Raw genomic sequence first — 18780 nt, 5'->3', positions numbered from 1 at the left:
GCTCGAAGCGTCGCAGCAGGTAGGGCTCATGACGAGAGAGGCCCCGGACAAGTTGCCCGGGGCCTCGGTGGGGTGCAGAGTCCTTCACTCATATTCGCGGAGCAGATCCTCAATACGCCGGTTGGCGACGTCCTGCCGTCCGTCGAGGCACTTCGCGTAGCGGGTCAGCAGGACCTCCACACTGTTGCCAGCGCGCTCGGCCACCTCGGTGGGGTCGACACCGGCATTGAGCCAGGTCGACAACGCCGAGTGACGGAGGTCGTACGGCCGACTCGCGAGCGGCGAGGACGCCACAGCCGGCGGGAGCGCCAGAAGACGGGCCTCCTGCCACACGCGGTAGTACGTCGAGGACGGAACGACCGAGCCCTTCTCGCTGAAGAAGAGCCGCCCGTCGTCCGCCGTGCCGAAGGTGGCCAGGTGCTCGCGGAGTGCGGAGACGAGGTGGGGCGGGATCGGCACCCGCCTGACGTCCTCCACGGGCCGGTTCTTCAGACCGCGGTCGTCGTGAGTCTCCCCCGAGTCGGTCCACTGTTTGCCGACCGACGGACGGGTCCGGTGGAGTAGCGCCGATCCCCAGCCCTGTTCGGGAAGGTTCAGGTCCGTCTCGACGAGGCCGATCGCTTCCGCCGGCCGGAGACCGCCGAAGTACATCGCGGCGAAGAGACCCACCAAGCGCCGACCACGGGCCCGCCGGTAGCCGCCCACGTACGAGACGGCCGCCAGGAGATTCCGAGCCTGCTCGGGGTTCGCGACGACGCGAGGGTCGACCTGGTTGGAGACCTTCGGCTTCTGCCAGCGGACAGCGGTGATCGGGTTCTCGCGCAGCTCCCCTAGATCGACCGCATAGTTGGCAGCGTTGACGAGGGTCCGCCGCTTGCGCCGCACGGTCTCGGCTGCCGCGGCCGTGCCGTCGAGCTTGAGTTTCAGCGAGTCCAGCACCGCACGGGCCGTAGCCGGTTCAGCGAGATCGGTCAGCGGTCGCGATGCCTTCGACACCCAGTGAAGGGCGTTCCGCACGTCGTCCGGGACGTCTTGGTCATCAGGCCCCGGGAGGACGAAGGCCCAGTTGCGGAGCGCCTGGCGGATGGCCTGATCGGACGGCCGTCCAGCCCGCTCATCGAGGAGCTCCACGGTCACGCTGGTGAGCGATTCGTTGATGCCGTTGCGCGTATTGGGGGCGGCGTGGGGCCATTTCATGGCGAGGTACCGGAGGGCGAAGTCGTACCAGGACACAGCCGACTTCTTCGGTTCCATCGAATCCGGAAGCCCGGATGCCCTGTCGAACTCCTCGCCGTCGCGCATCGCCCGCATCAGCTTCGAGCGGTAGTGGTCGGCGAGTGCCTTCGTGCGGAACGAGTCGGAGAAGACGTTGCCCGCCACGGACCACCGCACGCCGTACGAGGGCGTTTTCGTATCCCGCTTCCGTACGGCCCAGACCTTCACGTCGAGAGACTTCACGCCGCGGCCTCCAGCTCTCGCAGCCACGTGGAGAAGTCACTCCGCCACACCCGGAGCTCCCCGTTCGGCAGCTTGAACGCGGCCGGCCCGTGCCCCAACTCCCGCCAGCGGTAGAACGTCCGGCGGGAGACCCCACCCAGCTCGTTCAGGACCTGGCGCACGGTCATCAGCTCATCGCGCTGCGGGCTCATGTCGGTTCTCCTTCCGTACCGAGGGCGGGTTCGAGAGATGCGGCGAGCCAGGCTTCGGCGTAGGACAGCCCGATTCCGGCAAAGACCCAGTGCGAAAGAACGAGAGTCGTGTCCGACTCGTCCTCGGTGATCACTGCGGCTTGCGCGCGGCGCCACTCGGCGCGGGCGGTGCGGAGAGCGCCGAGGGTGGTGGAGTAGCGGCGGGACTTGGTGGAGAAGTGGCCGCGGAAGCCGAGCATGTGAGCCCAAGCCCGGAGCCGGAGATCTTCTAACTCCTTGCGGGCCCCGAGCGTCCAGGCCGTTCGGATCAGCCGGCGGGCATGGTCACTGATGTCGAGCTGGGCGAGTTCGGCGAGGAACTTCAGCGGGCGGTCGAGAGCGCCCGTCGCGGTCTCGGCACCCTTGGTGGCGTACTTGGCGATGTACGAGGCCACGGCCCGCTCAGTCAGATCCTGGCCGCCGTCAAAGTCGGCGGAGCGAATCGCGCGCACGTCGAGCTGCTTGCCGAAGGCGAACGTGTGCGGGCGTCCGTCGACGACGGGGCCATCGACTCGGGAGTGAGCGGCAGCGGCGCCGATCGCGTCCGCGAGCAGCTCGGCAGTAGCCCAGTCCGGAGGCGGGGTGTCGCCGCCCTCGGGGCCGTCGATGCGAATCACGGCGTGGAAGTGGACGGCTCCACGCTTCTGGTACTCGGCAACCTTGGCGAAGGAGACCCGGGCGAAGTCGGCGAAGTCCCGCTGGGTGAGGCCGGCCCGCTTGGCTATCTCTCGGCGGAGGTAGATGGAGAAGCGCCGCCAGAGCATTCCGGCGTGCGCGTTCCACAGGACGGCGCCCTCGTAGTCGTACGTCGCCGGGTCCAGGGGCGTGCCGAGCGATTCGTCGTCGACGTCGTGCAGGAGTCCGCAGCGGCAGGTGCGGACGGTGCCGCGGTGGTCCGTGGGCCGGTTGTGGACGGGGCCGAAGCCGGGAGCGGTGAAGGTGGCGAACACCTTCGGGTGTCGGGTGACGGTGTCGGGAGTGCCCTTGCCACCCCGCAGTCCGGCGGTGATCAGGTGGAAGGTGTCCCGGCGGTAGGTCTCCGCGCAGGCCGGGCAGCGGGTCGCCCGGCGGTTGTTGCAGCGTACGAGGAGGTTGCCGGCCGGGAGTGAGGCCGAGGCGAGACGGTGGAGAACGCGACCGATCTCGCCGGTTCGGGTATCGACCGCGTGCTCGACGCGGTGGCCGTCCAAGCGCACAGGCTGTGTACAACCGCCGATGCCGCGGAGTTGTTTGACGAGGGCGGGCATGCCGCCCAGGGAGACGAGCGCACCCAGTTCTTCGACTGGGGGCGGGACGCGTCCGGTAGTAATGGGAACTGTCCTTTCGGTTTCGGTCGGGAGGTCCGCGCCTGCCGGGGCGGCGGGATGCTTGGCGGTATCGAGGCCGCCCCGGCAGGCTGGTCAGCGCTTGGGCGCGCTGTTGAGCAGGGAGCGCAGCACCAGGGCCGCGATGGAGACGGAGACGGCCGTGATGGCGACCGTGGCCAAGAGCGCGGTCAGCACGACGCCGACGACGAGGACCGCGGCAACGGCGCTCGCCCCACGGCCGACGAGGGGCGAGACCGGGCGGCCGACGGACACCATGGGGGCGTGAGCACAGGAGCAGGTCACTGAGGCGTGGTGGTGCTCGGCTGATCGAACCGGCGTCTGTGCGATCGGTATTGGAGCCGCGTCGGGCATCTTCGGTCGGAGCAGCATGGGGTTTTCCCTTCAGCGATGGGTGCCGTCGACGACGCCGACCCCGGAGCGGGTGCCGGACTCGATGGCGGGGGCGAGGAAGGTCTGAGAGAGCAGGAAGCCGAACAGGGCGATCACGACGGCCACCCACATCCGGACGCCGAGGAACTTGATCGCGGCCCAGGCGATGACGCCGAGGACGAAGACGAGAGGCAGGCTGAGGGTCACGGCGGTCTCCTCAGCGAGCCGAGCAGCGGTGGGTGCGGGCCGCCAGCTCGGCGGCGGCGCGGCTGTCGTAGTCGGTCGAGAAGCCGCAGCGAGGTGCCGTGCAGGCGGCGGTGTGCTTCTCGCGACCGCGACCGTCGTAGTACGTGGCGACCTGGACGGGGCCGATGCGGATCACTCGGCGAAATCGGGGGTTGGCGGGCATCAGGGGAGCTCCTTCGGGTCCTCGTGGTTCTCGCCGGTGAAGTCGGCGACGTGGTCGAGCAGCCACCGCCGGATCTCCTCGCCCTCGATGTCGTCGGCGACGAGGATCACGGGTTCGGCGATGAGCATTGCCTCGGTGAGGCGGTTCTGACGGGTCAGCTCGGCGGCGCGGTTGAGCGCGCGGAGCGTGGACGGGCGCATGGGCGGAAGTTCTCCTGAGGTCAGGTGAGTTGGGCGGCGATGGCTTCGGCGAGCGGGCCCGGAACGCCGAGGCGGGCTCGCAGGGTGTCGGTGTCGATAGGCGCACCGGTTCGGGTGCGGTGCTCGGCGGCCACCTTTCGGGCGTGGTCGACGAGCGCGGTCGGGAGCCGATCTGTCGGTGGAGCGGCAAGCGCGGGACGCACAGCAGGGGCAGCGGGCCGGGACGCAGGCGCGGACGCAGGGAGCGGTCCCTGCTGCGCCGCTTCGTTCGTCGGCTCGTCGTTCTGCTCACGCGGCTCTGGGGCGGGATCGGCGGGTCCGTGCGCGAGCAGCGTTCCGCCGAGGAAGGCGACCGCCGGCCAACCAGCCACGACGATGCGGAGCGAGGCAGGAACATGATCAAGGTCGAGGAGTCCGGCCGTCGCGACGTTGGCGCCGAGACTGGCGGTAAGCGCAACCAGGAACCAGCACCACCCGGCCGCTTTGGACTCCCCCGCCCTCAGCCGCCTCCAAGCCGCCACCAGCAGCAGATCGACGCTGATCGGGTAGGCCCACGCCTTCCAGCCGTCCTGTCCCGCCGCGACGGCCAGATCATGAAGGTGGGCGAAGGACAGCGCGGCAGCGATGACCGCTTGAACCAGTACGGCGTCCACGCGGACCGGAAGGGCACGCGGTGCGGAGCGCTCGACCACGCTGATCACGTCCTCTCGTTCGGTTTCGGGCATGGCGGGGGTAGGGACTTGGCGCGAGGAGGTCGCGCCGGCCGGTGGGTTGGTGGGTCAGCCAGTCGCCGGGTGCGGCTTGGTCACACTGATCGGGGTGTCCGCAGGCAAAGCCGGGACATGCGGCCGGAACGGCTTCAGGGCCGGTACGTCGGGGGCGAGCTCGGCAGTCTCGCGGCAGATCGCCGCAGCGTCGCCGAGGGACAGGTACGGAGTGCGCATGCGTCCCCAGCCGCCGGACGTATCCCCGGACACGGCCAGGCCCGGACGCTCAGCGGGAATGGTGGCCGCGACGCCCACCGCTTCAGGGGCGATGTCGCCGAGGGCCATTTTCGCCGAGGCCTCGTCGTTGACGCGATGGCACACGCGGCCCGTCAGTTGAGCACGCAGCATGGTCGCGCCCTTGCCCAGCTCGGCGCCGAAACGCTGCCCGCAGATCTCCAGGTAGATGCCCGCAGCCCGCCCGAGCTGGGCAAGTCGGATCAGCTGGGTCACCATCTCGTCGCGCCGTTCCTCGTCCTTGCGACTCGCCACGAGGAAGAGTTCGGCCACCTCGTCGACGAACAGCACGATGGGCGGCGGCCGTTCGTCGTCGGGGAGACCCCACACGTCGGAGGTGATCTCCTCGTCGGGCGTGCCGGGCGCGATGCCCTGACGTGCCTTGACCAGGTCGTAGCGGTCCTCCATTTCCTGGACGAGGGCCGGCAGCAGCTCGGCGGCTTCATCAGAGTCGGTGGCCAACGCCGACAGTCGCGGAGCGAAGGGCGCCAGCTCGACCCCTCGCTTGCAGTCGATGCCGACCAGGGCGACCGGTTGAGCGGCCAGTCCTGTCAGCAGATTGCGGAGGAACATCGACTTCCCCGACAGGGTGGCGCCGAGGACGAGTTCATGAGGAACGGCCCGGTAGTCGCGGACGAACACGGTCGCGTCCTCCCGCAGAGCCACCGGCACAGCGAGGAGGTCGTGCCCCGCGCTGCGCGGCATCTTCACCTTGCGCAGCAGGTCGAACCCGACCAACCGCAGTTCGACCACGCCCGGCTTGATCTCGCGAACGTGGACCGCGTGAACGCCCCAAGCGTGCCGCAGCCGCTCACAGGAGGCGGCCACGTCCGCCGGCTCCTGGCCGGGAGCGAGCCGAAGCCGGACCCGCAGCCCCGTGGAAGTGGGACGGATCAGCCCTCGGCGCGGCGGCACCGGTCGAACCTCACGGCGGGTGGTAGCCCGCACCGCCAAAGCCCGCAGACGGGACGGCTGAACCGTCAGCCCGCACGCGTCCATGGTCGAGCTGTACGAGCCGACCAGCCGGGCCACCGACGCAGGCAGCCCGACCGTGGCCCAGTAGACCGACGGATGCGCCTTCCTGGCGTAGACCGCCCCGCCTAATAAGGCGAGGGGTCCACCCAGTTCGGCCAGCGTCATGAGCTCGGACACGAGATCAGTTCTCCTGTCCGACGGGGAAGGCTCCCGGAACCACCGCGGCCGCCCGGTAGGCGATGCCGTGGCGAGCCTGCCCGCTGAACACGCTCTCCCAGGGACGGGCGACGAGGCCGGGCAGGGAGACCGGGGCGCCGACGGCCAGGCCGTCCGTGATCCCGCTCTCCGGGACGGTCACCGCGATGAGCGACGACTCCCCCTCGTCGATGTAGACGACGCCGACCTTCATCAGCGCCTCCCCACTGACCGCGTCCTTGGCGATCTCGCCCGTCTGCCGGTCCTTGACCTTCGGCTCAGGCGCCTCCGTCAGCAGGATCGTCGCGGACGAGGTCTCGACTCGGATTGCACGCACAGAACTTCTCCTTTGTAGACACCTGCCAGACGACCTGACAGGTTGACTTAGCAAGTTCGAAGTTAAGGAAGCCAGGTTGACTTGTCAAGTGGCTTCAGTGGCCTACCGCGAAAGTCGCCGAGCACCAAATGCCCCGTCTTTTGGGCCAGTTGGACTCAGCCGAGCCGGTACGTGTCTTCAAGTTCCTGCCGATCAGCAGGAAGGAGAACGTCCGTGACCTGCAAAGCCTGCCCAGCGACGTCGCACGCAACGACCAACACACTGAGCACCGGCTCCCCTTGAGGCATCGCCAAGAGGTCAGCCTCCTCCTGGCTGGGCAGCCGGGCCGAGACGCGCTCGGTTACATGGTCGAAGCGCACCTTCTTGCGCGCTTCCAAGTGAGCACGCTGCCCTTCACGCAGTGGAGACGGGACGGAAAGCTCGGTCCCTTCGACCAGGCCGGCCGAGAAGTAGGACGAGGAGAGCTCAACCGGCTCACCGTCCCGCTCCACCAGAAGCCGCCGAACCAGGACCCTTGTCTGCTTGGGCACGCCGAGGAGGGACGCGACCCTCGACGGCACGGGGACTTGATCAACTTGGACGAAGCGACCCTCGATCGAGGATTCGTCGCGCTCCAGCGCGTCACGTCCCCGCCGATCCTTCTGCTCTACGACTTCCGGCCGCCCGCGAACGATGGTGCCGAACCCCTGCCGGGACTCAAGCCAGCCATCCCGCTTCAGCAGCTCCAGCGCGCGAACGACGGTGGGCCGGGACATCCCGAAGGCCTGGACCAGCTGATTTTCACTCGGGACCCGACTCCCCGGCGGATACGTGCCGTCCTCGATGCGTCTCTGGAGCGTCTGCGCCAGCCGCACATACTTGGGTGCAGCCACCTCGTACGCCATAGCCCCGCCTAGTGAGAATCCGCCAAGTCAACCTGTCAACCAGCCTACTCACGTGAGTGGGTACTGAACAGCTGCAGACACGCAGGCGCCACCGGTCGGGGTCGACTCACGGCTTCCATGCTTCATCGATCTGGAACCACACGACGGTTCCACCGAAGCGGCTGGGGCCGGCGGCCCAGGAGTCCGCCAGCGCGTTCACCAGGCAGAGCCCGCGGCCGTGCGCATCATTGGCCCTGGGATTACGGAGCCGGACGTCCGCCGGGAAGCCCGGGTTGTGGACGTCGACCCGCAGGGACTCCCCCAGGCGCGACCACTCGACCCGGACCCGCCAGGGTTCTTCGGCCTCCCCGTAGAGGATCGCGTTAGTCACCAGCTCGGAGAGCATCAGTACGCAGTCGTCGATCGGGCAGGCCAGGTTGTACGGAGCGGTGAACTTCCGGAACCATCGCCTGGCCCGAGCCACGGACTCGGGCACGGGATAGAGGGTCATACCCCCGATCGGCGTAGGTCCGGCAACCGCAGCTTCGGACTCTTCACGCGCATCCGCCATGAGCGCCACTACTCCCTACCGGTGCCATCACAGTCGAGACAGCGCCGCTTGGACGTAGCACGGACGCGAGCATCAGCGGCGGAGAGCGCCAGAGCGGAGCGGGAGCCGACGTGCTTCCACCCTCGCCCCCGGCATCCACGGCAGACCGCTTCCCGCGAGACGTGCCGTAACTCCCCGCACTCCTGGCTCACGCCCGTGCCCCTTCCGGTCAAGTGGCCTTAGCCACTTACTGGATAGTGGCATTAGCCACTCGGAGCCACAAGCGATTCTCAGAGAGAAGGCCGATTTTCTAGCTGATCGGGTAGCCCTGCTCGAACGCCCAACGCCCAGGCGGGTACGTGGCTTCGGCGAACTCCAGAGGCCGATCCTGCAGGTCATAGACCACGTGATGAACGATCAAGACGGCTGCACCAGGCTCAAGTTCAAGGTCAGCAGCCTCATCCTCGGTCGCCAGCCGGGCACACATCCGGTCTTCGGCATAGCTTCCTTGCCGCCCCGTGACGCTCTCGACGTACATGAGCGTCCCCTCCTGAATCCGGTCGGGATCACAGAGCCTGGGCGCCCGCTCGCCGACATCAACGCCGAACCACGACGTGGAGATGGTGATGGGACCCGACTCGTTCTTGGTGACGCGTCGACGGTGAACGGCTCGACTTCCAGCCGCCAGACTCAGCGCCTCGGCCACGTAGTCGGGGGCCTCCAACCAGCCGGCGGACGTGATGACTGCATACTCGCCCGGCGTGTAGATCTTGCCGGTCTGCTTGGCGCGACCGTAAAGCTCCCGAGCACGCCGATTGACTGCGAGGCCCCGCACGTAAGTGCCCGAGCCCTGGCGCTTCTCCACCAGGCCTTGATTACTCAGGGCCTCCAGGGACCGAGCCGCCGTAGGGCGTGAAACGCTCCAGTCGGCGGCCAGTTGACGTTCCGACGGGACCTCATCGCCAGGCCTCAAGTCGCCTCGCAAGATCTGATCGCGGATGTGGTGTGCGATCTGGAGGTACTTGGGCTGGGTCTCTTCGATCTGCGGCATCGGAGCCCCTCCCTAAGTGGCTATGACCAGTAGCCACTATAGGGTGAGTGGCCAGCAGGGGAACCCGTACGCTGCGAGGGTGACCCGCTTGATCGTGGCAGCAGGAGGAGGGGGCGACGCAGTCGCCGCCGCAATGCTCGACGCAGCCCTCTACGGGGGTGACGACCGTCCGGCGGTGATCCTCACGTACGCGTGGGACCGCCTCCTGATCGACCCGGTGCCGGGCCCCCGAGGCCCGGAGAACTTCACGGGTCTACGTCCCCTCACGCGAAGCGTCTGGACCGTCCCGGCCGACGCGAAGCCCATCGCCCCCGCGGGTTCGACGCTCCCTCGCCTGGCAGCCGAACTCCCCCACGCCTTCGCCCTGATCGACCCCACGCACGGCGCCGAGGGCATCACGCGCCAGCTCGAAGAACTCATCGAGCACCTGGCCCCCGAATCCATCGACCTCCTCGATGTCGGCGGCGACATCCTCGCCAAGGGCGACGAACCCACCCTCCGCAGCCCGCTCGGTGACGCCCTCACGCTGGCCGCATGCTGCCAGGTCAACGCACCCGTAAGGCTCCTGGTCGCCGGTCCCGGCTTGGACGGCGAGCTCCCGGCCGGGCTCCTTGCTGACCGAATGGGCCCGCCGACGCTGACGCTCACGGCTGAGCACGTCGAACCGGTCAGCTCGGTCCTGGAGTGGCACCCGTCCGAGGCGACAGCGATGCTGGCAGCCACAGCCCGCGGGGTACGCGGCCTCTGCGAAGTCAGAGACGCCGGCCTCCCGGTCCCACTCACCGCCAATGGCCCCGCCATCCACAAAGCGGACCTGGACGACGCCCTCAACCGCAACGAACTCGCACGCGCCATCCTCGCAACGGAGACCCTCGCCGAGGCAGAGCAGTACAGCCGCGAGGTCTGCGGGTACTCAGAGATCGACTACGAGCGCAACAAGGCCAGTTGGCTCGGCAGCCAGCCGGAACGGAAGCTCGACCCGGAAGCCGCGCTCCACCAGCTCGACCAGTTCGAGGCCCAGGCCCGCGACCGCGGCATCACGCACACGACGTTCCGCAGGATCACCGAAGCCCTCGGCCTCAACGGCAAACAGCGCCAGGACCTCCGGGCCCTACTGCTCAGCAGCCGTCCAGACCAGTACGAAGCCCCGCTGTGGCGCATCACGTGAGAGACGATCACAGACTTCCGACTGTCGCCGACCTGCCCGATCCCCGATCAACACTCACCCGAACCAACTGGGCCGCGCTCCAGCATGCTTATGGGCTGGCCACAGATGCACCCGAGATCCTGACCGCGCTACTGGACACAGACCAGGGTGTGAGAACCAGGGCGCTGGACAACCTCTTCGGCATCCTGCACCACCAGGGCACGATCTATGAGGCGACGGTACCTACGGCTCAATACGTGGCCGCGATCCTGCCCGATCCTCGAACAAGGCTTTCAGTCGACAAGACCCACCGATCCTTCCCCGGATGCATACGCGCCGATCTGCTGGCTTGGCTCGGATCAGTCGCCGACTCGATAACCGACGCGGTTGACGAGGTAGGCCAACGGCTCGGGTTCCCTCTCGACGACCACCCGCCCGCCGTAGCCGTGCGTGAGATACGACCGCTGCTGCTGTCGGCTGTTCTCCCCTACGTCGACGACAGCGACCGTGCCGTGCGCGAAGGGGCTATCGCAGCATGCATCCCGCTTCTCGACGACGTCCGGTTGCTGCACCACCGAGCAGCACTGGTGCCCCTGGTCTGCCAGGTGCTCGGAACCAGCGAGCTCTGGCAACACCGTGAACGGGCTATCGACGCCCTCGACGCATGGGGCGAAAGCTCTGCAGGGCTTGAAGGCCAGCGGAATCCCTTCCTGTTCTGCGACGCGGACCTATCGCCGGACAGCACCCCATGGCCTTCAGCTGCGAGCGACACCGAAGGATGGACCGAAGCTCCACCGTTCTGACACGACCGGTCCATGATCACCAGACTCTGCCAGCCGTTGAGTAACAACCTTCTTTACGGGTTCAAGGCGGCTCGCTCCGCTCCCCGCGCGCGGCCCGGCCCCCGGCCGGGCCTGCGCTCCAGTCTCCGCCCCGCTCCAGCCCGGCCGGCGCCCGTGCCGCGCTCAGAGCAAGAGGCCACCTGATGCCAGAGAAGAGGTACATCGTGGCTGAGGCCGGTCGGCTCCACGGCTTTAGGCAGCCACTTTGGCGCGAGCCTCGCAGATCATGGCCCCAACGTCGTGCTTTACCGGGCAGGTCCACAGACTGCCCGACGCGCCGGAAGCTTACGGGGCCATGATCACTCGCGCCAAAGCAGCTCCAGCCCAAAGCCGCTCCACAGACCGCACATTTGTTCTGCAGCCCGAATAGACCAGACCGCGTATGCTGTTCATGCTATCCCTCGATTCGACCAGAAGGAGTAAGAAATTGGGATGCACATCTGAGAGGGTAAGAATTTCAGACGCAACCGCCCGCGAGCTATTCTCCCGGGCCGCTGCTCACTGCCAGAACCCGAAATGCGCTCGTGACGTGCTTGTCGAGGTAGGCGACGGAAGAGTAAGCATCGCCGAAATGGCCCATATCGTAGCGGCCATCGAAAAAGGCCCTCGAGGAAACTCGCCACTCACTGACGTCGAGAGGGCAGGCTTCGCGAACCTGGCACTGCTTTGCGCTTCATGCCATACGATAGTGGATAAATCACCAGACCAGTTCCCTATCGAGTTGATGCTTGAGTGGAAAAAGACTCACGAAACGCGAATCAAGGAGCTATTCGGCACTCGAAAGGTCGGCGATCGAGCGGAGGCCCGTGCCTATGTTCTCCCGATTTTTCGAGAGAACAAGCAAATTTTTGATATTTACGGACCCGCGGGTAGCGGAGGCGAGGACTGGGCAGGTGACAGGTTTCCCTCATGGAGCAGAAAAATGCTCACCCGCATCATTCCAAACAACCGTCGCATTTTGAACTTTGCAGATCTCAATCGTGACCTGCTCACAGAGAATGAACTTCTCACGATAGAAGAGTTTCGTCAGCACGCCGACGACCTTGAGGCGAGGCACGTTCACCACATCTACGAGGTCAATGGCAAGCGGTTCCCGGAGGCCATGTCATACATCTTTGAAAGTGAGGGATAGCGGTGACACTCTCAAATCGGTTTCAGGGCGCACGCGACTGGGCGAGTAGGGCCCTTCTGGAAAGCGATGATGTTACCGCCACAGAAGTTACGCAAGAGGGGTCCTTGCTCGTCACCAGAAAAGATAAAACTCCCGTTCGGCTCAGTCTCGTAAGCGTTCCAATACTAGACGAAAAACTCGTGGATGAGTGCTACTCCACCGACCCTGGGATCGACGCTGTCGTCAACTCAGGAAAGGACTTGCATTACTCCGGACCTTCGAAAGAAAGGGCTCATTCACTCGGCTTCGAGGCTTACACATTCAAGGAAGCATGGAGCGCCATAGGGCGTAGGGAGTTCCGTGGATGGGAGCCGAGCAACCTCACTTATGCCAGGACAACGCTCCCTTCACACCGACGGGTATCGCACGTCGAGCGCGTATGTGAAAGCATCCTGCGCATCCATCGAAATAACATCCCCGCAGTTGATATCACTTTTGTGGACGCCTATACCCTTGGCGTTGCCGGCCTCCAGCAAGCTCTAGGTTGGCATCCGAACGTGGATGCCGTCGTAAATATGGGCGCATACAACAGCTATACCGGCGAGGCGAAAGAAGCAGCAGCCAGCCTGGGAATCGGACTGTTTACATACAAAGAACTAATGGGGGCCCTGCATCATGCCGAACAGAGATTCATTGATTACACGCCTCCGCAGTGAAGCGGAGGAATTTAGAAAAATTGCCCCTAGGGTTCAGTGGTACCTCTTCGGGTCATACAGCAGACCAGAAAGCGCAACCACCGCTAGCGATGTGGATATTCTGATAGTTTTCCCTGAATCGAACCGAAGCGACGTCATAAGCCTCCACGATAAATTAGCCCAAGATTTCAGGCTTCAGGATCTAGACGTTACTCTCCTCACGGACGAAGAGGAGAGGTCCCTTCAGTTCATACGACACGAAAGAGCAGTTGCACTTTAGTCGGCAATTTGGAATTCAGATCTCGCGCATGCAGAAAATTGCTGCAGCCTATGGATCGCCGGAGCCCCCTTCAGTGCATCCACGGCCGGGCGAACGCAGCATTGTCAGCCCGGCCGCGGTGGCATTCGTAGGGTCAGCTTTGCGACTTCCGCGATAGGGAAATCTAGAAAGAAAGTGTGTTTTCGCGAGGCAGGCCGAGGTCTGCAAGATATTTAATCCTGGCGTTGATGGCTGCCGAAAAATGACGCCAGTCCAGGCTGCCGGTGGGCTCGGCCGGCTTTGGATCGGCCGCCGAGGAGGTGATGTAACAAATCGAGTCGTACAACCCCTCCGCCATCAGCCTCTCACAGAATACAGCAAACCGATCCTGATACGATTTTCCAGCCCATACATGATCAACAGGGAAGACTCCATCTCTCGTCCCCACGGGGCCGCGAGACTTTGGATGATCTTCCATTATGAAGAAGTAACCAAGCCAAGGCTTTTCGCCCGGGAATAGCTCTGCAAGGGCAGCGCGACGTAGGTCCACTGCGCTACCCAAAGCTTCTTCGACCCGATTGTTGTAATTGTTACCGAAAGATGGGCCGCCGAGGGCTTTGAGCTCGAAAGCAGCGACGAGCGTGTTGTCATGGATCACCACGACATCCCATTGCTTCTGAGGGCGGTAGTAGCCAGGAAGTTCCAGCCCCTGCTTCTTGGTTACTCTGATGTCTTGTGGCGCATAACCGGCATCGAGGAAGAACTTGGCGAGAAGGGCAGCGATACCGTCAAAGTGCTTCCCTCCGCGTACAGAACCTGCAGTGCCAGCGCCTACCGCATCCTTAATAACGGACAGCTCTCGCTGAGACTCTTTAGCTCCCCAGTAGGCAGCGACAGCATCCTCGAAATCATGGCGCGTAACCGTCAAGACGTACCCCCTAGTCAGGAAGCGCGTCGAGCCCGTAAGCACGCAACGCAGCCTCAGTCGCGGCTTGCACGTCCCGCATTTCGAAAGCCCTAGCCAACGCGACACGATCCTCCTCCCGCATCTCTGCGGGATCGGGGACTCGAATCCTGCGAAGGTACTGCGCTTGGAAGCGAAGCGTCCCACCGCGCATCTTGACCGCGTACGCCTCCACGAACGCCTCGGCGACCTTCGAGAGCAGCAAGCCGCCGAGGACGCGCATGTCCCACGCGTCCGACACGATGTAGTACAGATTGTGGTGAGGGTACAGCCCGTAGGCCCCGCCTTCATCCAGTACTGGATGGATGGTCAACTTCATGTCTGGGAGAAGAAGTTTGGGCCGACGTGTGAGCTTGTGGTCTACCTTATCGATGGTTTTGTACCAGCGGGCAGGCTGCTTGACCGCAACGTATCGCTTGCTCAGCGCCGCTCGGTGCTCATCGAAGTAAGTGCGTAGCTGCGGGTACTCATCCAGGTCGACGAGCTGGCCTTGCGCATCCCACGGATTGACCAAGTAGGTGCCACCCCAGTCAAGCTTCCCACTCGTCGTGTCCTTGACCATGGCAAGGGGGAGCAGACGATCCGTCTCCGCCGTGTCTGCATCGCGGGTGATGAACACCTTGTCAGCACCGGTTGCGATGCCGATACCAACGCGGGTACCAGTGATTTCGTCTTCCAGGAGACGGAATCGGTCGCTCAAGTCCTCCAACATCGACAGGCGGGCCGGTGACGCAGCGGGCCACGAGTCCTCTCCTGGGAACCAGTGGGGAAGTCGAGCAGCGTGGTAACTGGACGCCTTGATGAGGTCCTGGCTCCTCTCGGCAACCCAGGCACGGAAGTGGCTCGATGCGTCGGCGTCGAAAGCACGGGACGCATCCGCTGCGACGGCTGGACCTTGGGTGCCGCGGCTAATGACAGTGATCGCGGGATACGCCGAGACCTGTTCCTCGAACGCGTCTACGTCATGCATGGTCAGTACCAGATCCATGCTGTAGTCACGGGTCACTAGCCGACGAAGTCCACGACCGTACTGGTTTCTCATCCAGCGATCCGCACAGATGAAGCCCAGCTTCCCGCCCTGCCTCAGCCTCCGCAGGCCAGCATCGTAGAAGCCGATGTAGATGTCAGAACGACCGCTCATAGTGGAACACGCCTGCCGGTAGGCCCTCATGCGCTCCTCAGGTACGTCCTCCAACCGGATGTACGGAGGGTTACCCACTACAAAATCTGCGGTGCCCGGGCTCGACTCTTGCAAGAGGAAGTCCCCGTGCCTGACCCATGAACGGACCACCTCCTCAACGTCCGACGCCCGCCACCCGTCGTTGCTGAGTTGCGCAGCGATGGCGGCCCGACTTTGCTCAACATTCCGCTCCACGAGGTCGAACGCCTCGATTGCGTTGCTGGCATCGAGTAGCGAACGCCCATGGCGCCGGCAAGATGCGCTCAAGCGCGCGGCCATGGGGCCGAGGAAGGCACCCTGTCCGCAGGCCGGTTCCAGTATCCGCATGTCGGCAAGGTCTTGATCGTCTGTGTACCCGACCAAATCGAGGATCATCTCTACGACCCAGGGTCGAGTGAAGACCTCCCCGTGCTGCACTGCCACCTGTAGCGAGGTGGGCAGCGGCAGGTCGCCGTCGTCGGATACAAAGAGACTCAGAGGTTCCACCCGGTGACCCTATAGCCCCACGGTCCTGTGTTCGCCTCAGGGCGGCGATGGCACACGAAGGCCGGACGGTGTGAAGCGGCGCACGGCCGCGTCAGGTCAACTCTCCGCGGACCGCTCGTGAACGAAGCTAAGTCGACTGAGCGTGCGTAGGGATCTGACCAGTAACTTCCTCTGAGTGCCAAGCACTCTCCGGAAAACCCGGTGGGAAGGATCAAGGCAAGAACTGCAAGTTGCGACAAATGTCGACCGAAAGATGGCAGTCCGACAAACAGTAATGGTCGATTTTACTGTAAAGATCAGCTTTTCTGCGGAATCTTGGCGTCCGTCACTCGAGACATGCGATGTTCACGCTGAGCGCGCCCTAGTCGCGCCGTCCAACCGCAGGCCCGGACTGGAGACACCAGTTGGCTCGGCCCCGGAGGCACTTCATCGCCCATAGCTGTACGGCGATGAAGTGCGGGGGTTTGCGGAGCGGACGGCCGATGGGCGGTCTCACCGAGCAGGCCGTCACACAGACGGAAGCCCGGTGTGGCGGGCTGCAGATCTCGTACGCGAGGTGAGCCCACTCACCCGGCGCCCAAAGGGCCCGGTGACCTTCACCCACGTCACGAGAGGAAGACATCGTGAACGACCACCACGAACCACATACACAGGCCCGGTCGATGGTCCCGCCGACCGGAGCGTCCGAGCTGTGGGAACTGCGCGCCGCGTTCGAACGGATGGACCGGAAGCTCGATGGGCTGTCCGGTCTAGTGCGCCAGGTCAACGACCACGAGCAGCGGATCAGCAGGCTGGAGCAGCAACAGCGCAGCCGTACTTGGGGCTCCACGCTGATCAGGACAGCGGTCATGTTCCTGCCCGGCGCTTTGGACGACTTGCACGACCACCGGTTCTGATCTCCTCGCGGCGGGTGCGTTCCGGTTCGCCGGACGTGCCCGCCCTCCTTCTCATCACCAACTCTCCACTAAGGCTTTTGTCATGACCGAGGCAATTTCAGGCCCCTTTCACGTGCCGGCTCCGAGGGAGGTACAGGAGACATGGGTCAACGCTGTACTAGCGACGCCTGGGGTCAACGTGCCGCGGGCAGCGCTTGAGGCCATAGTCCCGTTCATCGTCCGCCCTAAAGAAATGCTCGCAGAGCCTACTTCGGGCGAGACACGCCAGATCGCATCGGACCGGCTGCGGAAAGTCAGGACGGATGCTGGCGAACTGTTGGTCGTCATCGTCGACATGCACGGCATCGGCGGCGTGGTCTGGGAGCACAATGAACGGATCTCTGCGACCTGGCGATCGGTGGTCGACCCGGCCGATGCCAAGCATGGGGTGCGCAGCATCTCGCGGGTACGCCCGTGGAGCCGTCTGACCGAGGGCGGCGAGGAGAAGGTGCTTGCAGCCCTTGAAAGCAGGGTGGTGAACCGCGAGCACCTGATCGCCAACGTGGACGCTGCTGTTCACGCGCTCCAAGCCCGGGATGGCTTCCGCTCGTACGACCTGCGAGAGGACCTGATTCTGAACGGCCAGGTAGAGCCGTGCATGTATGTTCCGCAGCACCTCCTACTGGACGAGGAACCGCCCGAGGCTTTGGCCGGAGCTCCCAGTTATCCGGACTCGTATTGGGGCTGGATGGCCGTCCGGGGCAACAACAGGACCAGGTATCGGCACGACCTCTTTGAGGTGACCTCCTCCGAGGTACTCACGGGCATCCCCTTTCGAAAGCTCGGGCAGGACCGTGAGGGTCTGGCAGTCAATCCAAGCTATTGGCTAGCCCAGTACTCAGGGTTGCTCAACGCCGAGTACTGCGCAGCAGACGAAAACGGCGAACCCGCCGGACGGGCTCAGCGGGCGGCTCGAGTGGCCATCGTTGAATCGCATCTGGTGATTGGCAGCCCCACCCCGCGGCGGTTGTTTCGTATCGTGCAGGGCAGCAACCGGCGAGACCACGTGCACCCGCCGCTCGGGTTTGCCCCGAATGATCGGAGCCGGGCACTAGGCCGAAGTGTGCTGGGTGCCTATACGGCTCACGGCGAGCTGGAAGATAAGATCGCCGACGTTCTGACTGGCCTTGCCCCCATCACGGACCTGCCCGACGTGCCCGACGGCGCCTCCATCTCCACCCTGCGCGATATCCGGTCGATGCGACTACTGATCGAACTATTCCCGACCAAGGAGGAAGCAAAGAAGCGCCAATTGATCCGTAGCGCACTCAGCGAACCCGCTCCCTCCCAAATGTCAGCCTCTGACGTGAACCGCCGGGTGCGTGCGTGGTCCGCCCTTACCTCCGAGAGCTACCCCAACCCGTGGAACCCTCGCGTGGCCGAGGTACTCAAGCGCAGCGCGGCCTTCAACGGAGTTGAGCTAACAGGGCGAACGCTCGTGGACCTGCTGGCCGCTGCGAATACGGACGACGAAGCATTCGAGGAATTGCTCGCATATCGTGCGCCGCACTGGCTCGCTGCGTTCGACCTCATTGATGCCGACCGTGGTTCATTGGCCGGCCAGAAAATCGATGACGAAGGAACTAAGGCAGACCGCGTTCGGCGTAGCGTGACGAATAGCATCACTGCGATGCGCAACAACCGCGTCATTGCCGTTGGCCTGCTGCGCGAGATCGCCGACGCAATGGACCACGGCGACCGCCCACCTTCACAAATCGGTCCGGACGGGTTGCCAACCGCTAGCCGGGCTACCCGAGCGTGGTTCAACCGAACTTTCACCAAGGAGTCCGGCACCCGAAGCTATCGAAAGCAGTCGGCTACGGAGAACACCACCTCCGGCCAACCCAGCGCACCCGAATGGGAACCGCAGGACCTCGACGCCCCCGACGCTGCTCTCTTGACCAGGACCGACCCATCAGACAGCGCCACCGACACCGAGGAGTCCGATACCCAGGCACTCGAACGGCTGCAGCGTGAGTTCGAGCGCCACATCCTCATGCTGGCGGACGGAGTCGGGGAGCTCCCCGAGCAACTGGAAGAGATGTCCGAGCGTGCCAAGGCCGCTGGCCTCGACTGCGCAATCGACGCACAACAAGCCAACGAGTGGACTCTCACACTCACTCGGATGCTCGCCGCGCTGCGCAAAATCCCAGAAAGCGTTATGTCCATCAGCAGTCCTGAGTAACAAGTCAGTG

22 protein-coding genes are annotated in these 18780 nt (G+C 64.6%); 7 read left to right on the top strand and 15 right to left on the bottom strand.

Annotated elements, in window-relative coordinates; all coding sequences use genetic code 11:
* Positions 1 to 84 precede the first annotated feature (84 nt).
* The 13 genes from ACFWI4_RS28215 to ACFWI4_RS28155 all read right to left on the bottom strand — a co-directional run bounded on the left by ACFWI4_RS28215 (position 85) and on the right by ACFWI4_RS28155 (position 8966).
* A complete protein-coding gene (locus tag ACFWI4_RS28215) occupies positions 85 to 1458 on the bottom strand; it encodes a tyrosine-type recombinase/integrase (RefSeq protein ID WP_387201562.1) in 1374 nt (457 codons plus the stop codon).
* Entirely contained in the window at positions 1455 to 1649 is a 195-nt protein-coding gene (locus ACFWI4_RS28210) for an AlpA family transcriptional regulator (protein WP_151472298.1), read from the bottom strand. Before ACFWI4_RS28210 ends, ACFWI4_RS28215 begins: the two co-directional genes overlap by 4 nt.
* Positions 1646 to 2935 carry a replication initiator gene (locus tag ACFWI4_RS28205; protein ID WP_387201558.1) on the bottom strand — a complete coding sequence of 430 codons (1290 nt, stop codon included), beginning with the start codon at positions 2933 to 2935 and terminating at the stop codon, positions 1646 to 1648. The genes ACFWI4_RS28210 and ACFWI4_RS28205 overlap by 4 nt, the downstream gene beginning before the upstream one ends.
* A 153-nt stretch (positions 2936 to 3088) precedes the next feature.
* Complete coding sequence (locus ACFWI4_RS28200) at positions 3089 to 3271, bottom strand: SpdD protein (protein WP_387201556.1); 183 nt, start codon at positions 3269 to 3271, stop codon at positions 3089 to 3091.
* Positions 3272 to 3397: 126 nt separating this feature from the next.
* On the bottom strand, positions 3398 to 3592 hold the full coding sequence (locus ACFWI4_RS28195; RefSeq protein ID WP_387201553.1) for a hypothetical protein: 195 nt from the start codon (positions 3590 to 3592) through the stop codon (positions 3398 to 3400).
* Positions 3593 to 3602: 10 nt separating this feature from the next.
* The gene (locus ACFWI4_RS28190) at positions 3603 to 3794 is read right to left on the bottom strand and encodes a mobile element transfer protein (protein ID WP_345650281.1); all 192 of its coding nucleotides are present in this window, start codon (positions 3792 to 3794) and stop codon (positions 3603 to 3605) included.
* On the bottom strand, positions 3794 to 3994 hold the full coding sequence (locus tag ACFWI4_RS28185; RefSeq protein ID WP_387201550.1) for a hypothetical protein: 201 nt from the start codon (positions 3992 to 3994) through the stop codon (positions 3794 to 3796). The genes ACFWI4_RS28190 and ACFWI4_RS28185 overlap by 1 nt, the downstream gene beginning before the upstream one ends.
* Before the next feature lie 20 nt (positions 3995 to 4014).
* Positions 4015 to 4719, bottom strand: coding sequence for a DUF2637 domain-containing protein (locus tag ACFWI4_RS28180; protein ID WP_387201547.1), 705 nt, complete (start codon positions 4717 to 4719; stop codon positions 4015 to 4017).
* 54 nt (positions 4720 to 4773) lie between these two features.
* Entirely contained in the window at positions 4774 to 6147 is a 1374-nt protein-coding gene (locus ACFWI4_RS28175) for an FtsK/SpoIIIE domain-containing protein (RefSeq protein ID WP_387201544.1), read from the bottom strand.
* A 4-nt stretch (positions 6148 to 6151) separates the two neighbouring features.
* Positions 6152 to 6502: a hypothetical protein gene (locus ACFWI4_RS28170; RefSeq protein WP_266616567.1), complete on the bottom strand. Its 351-nt coding sequence runs from the start codon at positions 6500 to 6502 to the stop codon at positions 6152 to 6154.
* Positions 6503 to 6657: 155 nt separating this feature from the next.
* Positions 6658 to 7386 carry a GntR family transcriptional regulator gene (locus tag ACFWI4_RS28165; RefSeq protein ID WP_387201541.1) on the bottom strand — a complete coding sequence of 243 codons (729 nt, stop codon included), beginning with the start codon at positions 7384 to 7386 and terminating at the stop codon, positions 6658 to 6660.
* Between the two features lie 106 nt (positions 7387 to 7492).
* Positions 7493 to 7876, bottom strand: coding sequence for an ATP-binding protein (locus tag ACFWI4_RS28160; protein ID WP_385400163.1), 384 nt, complete (start codon positions 7874 to 7876; stop codon positions 7493 to 7495).
* A 349-nt stretch (positions 7877 to 8225) separates the two neighbouring features.
* Positions 8226 to 8966, bottom strand: a complete 741-nt coding sequence (locus ACFWI4_RS28155; RefSeq protein ID WP_387201538.1) for a GntR family transcriptional regulator — start codon at positions 8964 to 8966, stop codon at positions 8226 to 8228.
* Between the two features lie 133 nt (positions 8967 to 9099).
* Here ACFWI4_RS28155 and ACFWI4_RS28150 point away from each other — a divergent pair, with 133 nt between their 5' ends.
* The 5 genes from ACFWI4_RS28150 to ACFWI4_RS28130 all read left to right on the top strand — a co-directional run bounded on the left by ACFWI4_RS28150 (position 9100) and on the right by ACFWI4_RS28130 (position 13041).
* Positions 9100 to 10134 carry a DUF1152 domain-containing protein gene (locus ACFWI4_RS28150; RefSeq protein ID WP_387201595.1) on the top strand — a complete coding sequence of 345 codons (1035 nt, stop codon included), beginning with the start codon at positions 9100 to 9102 and terminating at the stop codon, positions 10132 to 10134.
* Positions 10119 to 10916 (top strand): hypothetical protein, encoded by a 798-nt coding sequence (locus ACFWI4_RS28145; protein WP_387201535.1) that lies wholly within the window; start codon positions 10119 to 10121, stop codon positions 10914 to 10916. Before ACFWI4_RS28150 ends, ACFWI4_RS28145 begins: the two co-directional genes overlap by 16 nt.
* A 430-nt stretch (positions 10917 to 11346) precedes the next feature.
* Entirely contained in the window at positions 11347 to 12087 is a 741-nt protein-coding gene (locus ACFWI4_RS28140; protein WP_387201532.1) for a hypothetical protein, read from the top strand.
* A gap of 104 nt (positions 12088 to 12191) precedes the next feature.
* Entirely contained in the window at positions 12192 to 12782 is a 591-nt protein-coding gene (locus ACFWI4_RS28135) for a hypothetical protein (protein ID WP_387201529.1), read from the top strand.
* A complete protein-coding gene (locus tag ACFWI4_RS28130; protein WP_387201526.1) occupies positions 12742 to 13041 on the top strand; it encodes a nucleotidyltransferase domain-containing protein in 300 nt (99 codons plus the stop codon). The genes ACFWI4_RS28135 and ACFWI4_RS28130 overlap by 41 nt, the downstream gene beginning before the upstream one ends.
* 163 nt (positions 13042 to 13204) lie before the next feature.
* On the opposite strand, the gene ACFWI4_RS28125 is transcribed toward ACFWI4_RS28130, so the two are convergent.
* Positions 13205 to 13948, bottom strand: a complete 744-nt coding sequence (locus ACFWI4_RS28125) for a PaeR7I family type II restriction endonuclease (RefSeq protein ID WP_387201523.1) — start codon at positions 13946 to 13948, stop codon at positions 13205 to 13207.
* A 10-nt stretch (positions 13949 to 13958) separates the two neighbouring features.
* On the bottom strand, positions 13959 to 15650 hold the full coding sequence (locus ACFWI4_RS28120; RefSeq protein ID WP_387201519.1) for an Eco57I restriction-modification methylase domain-containing protein: 1692 nt from the start codon (positions 15648 to 15650) through the stop codon (positions 13959 to 13961).
* A 623-nt stretch (positions 15651 to 16273) separates the two neighbouring features.
* On the opposite strand from ACFWI4_RS28120, the gene ACFWI4_RS28115 reads away from it, so the two are divergent.
* Both ACFWI4_RS28115 and ACFWI4_RS28110 read left to right on the top strand, forming a co-directional pair.
* Entirely contained in the window at positions 16274 to 16546 is a 273-nt protein-coding gene (locus ACFWI4_RS28115; RefSeq protein WP_387201516.1) for a hypothetical protein, read from the top strand.
* An 82-nt stretch (positions 16547 to 16628) separates the two neighbouring features.
* Positions 16629 to 18770, top strand: a complete 2142-nt coding sequence (locus ACFWI4_RS28110; RefSeq protein WP_387201513.1) for a hypothetical protein — start codon at positions 16629 to 16631, stop codon at positions 18768 to 18770.
* The last annotated feature ends 10 nt before the right edge of the window (positions 18771 to 18780 follow it).

The organism is Streptomyces sp. NPDC127038, from assembly GCF_042725875.1.
Lineage (GTDB): Bacteria > Actinomycetota > Actinomycetes > Streptomycetales > Streptomycetaceae > Streptomyces.
This window is presented reverse-complemented; position numbering and strand designations above follow the sequence as displayed.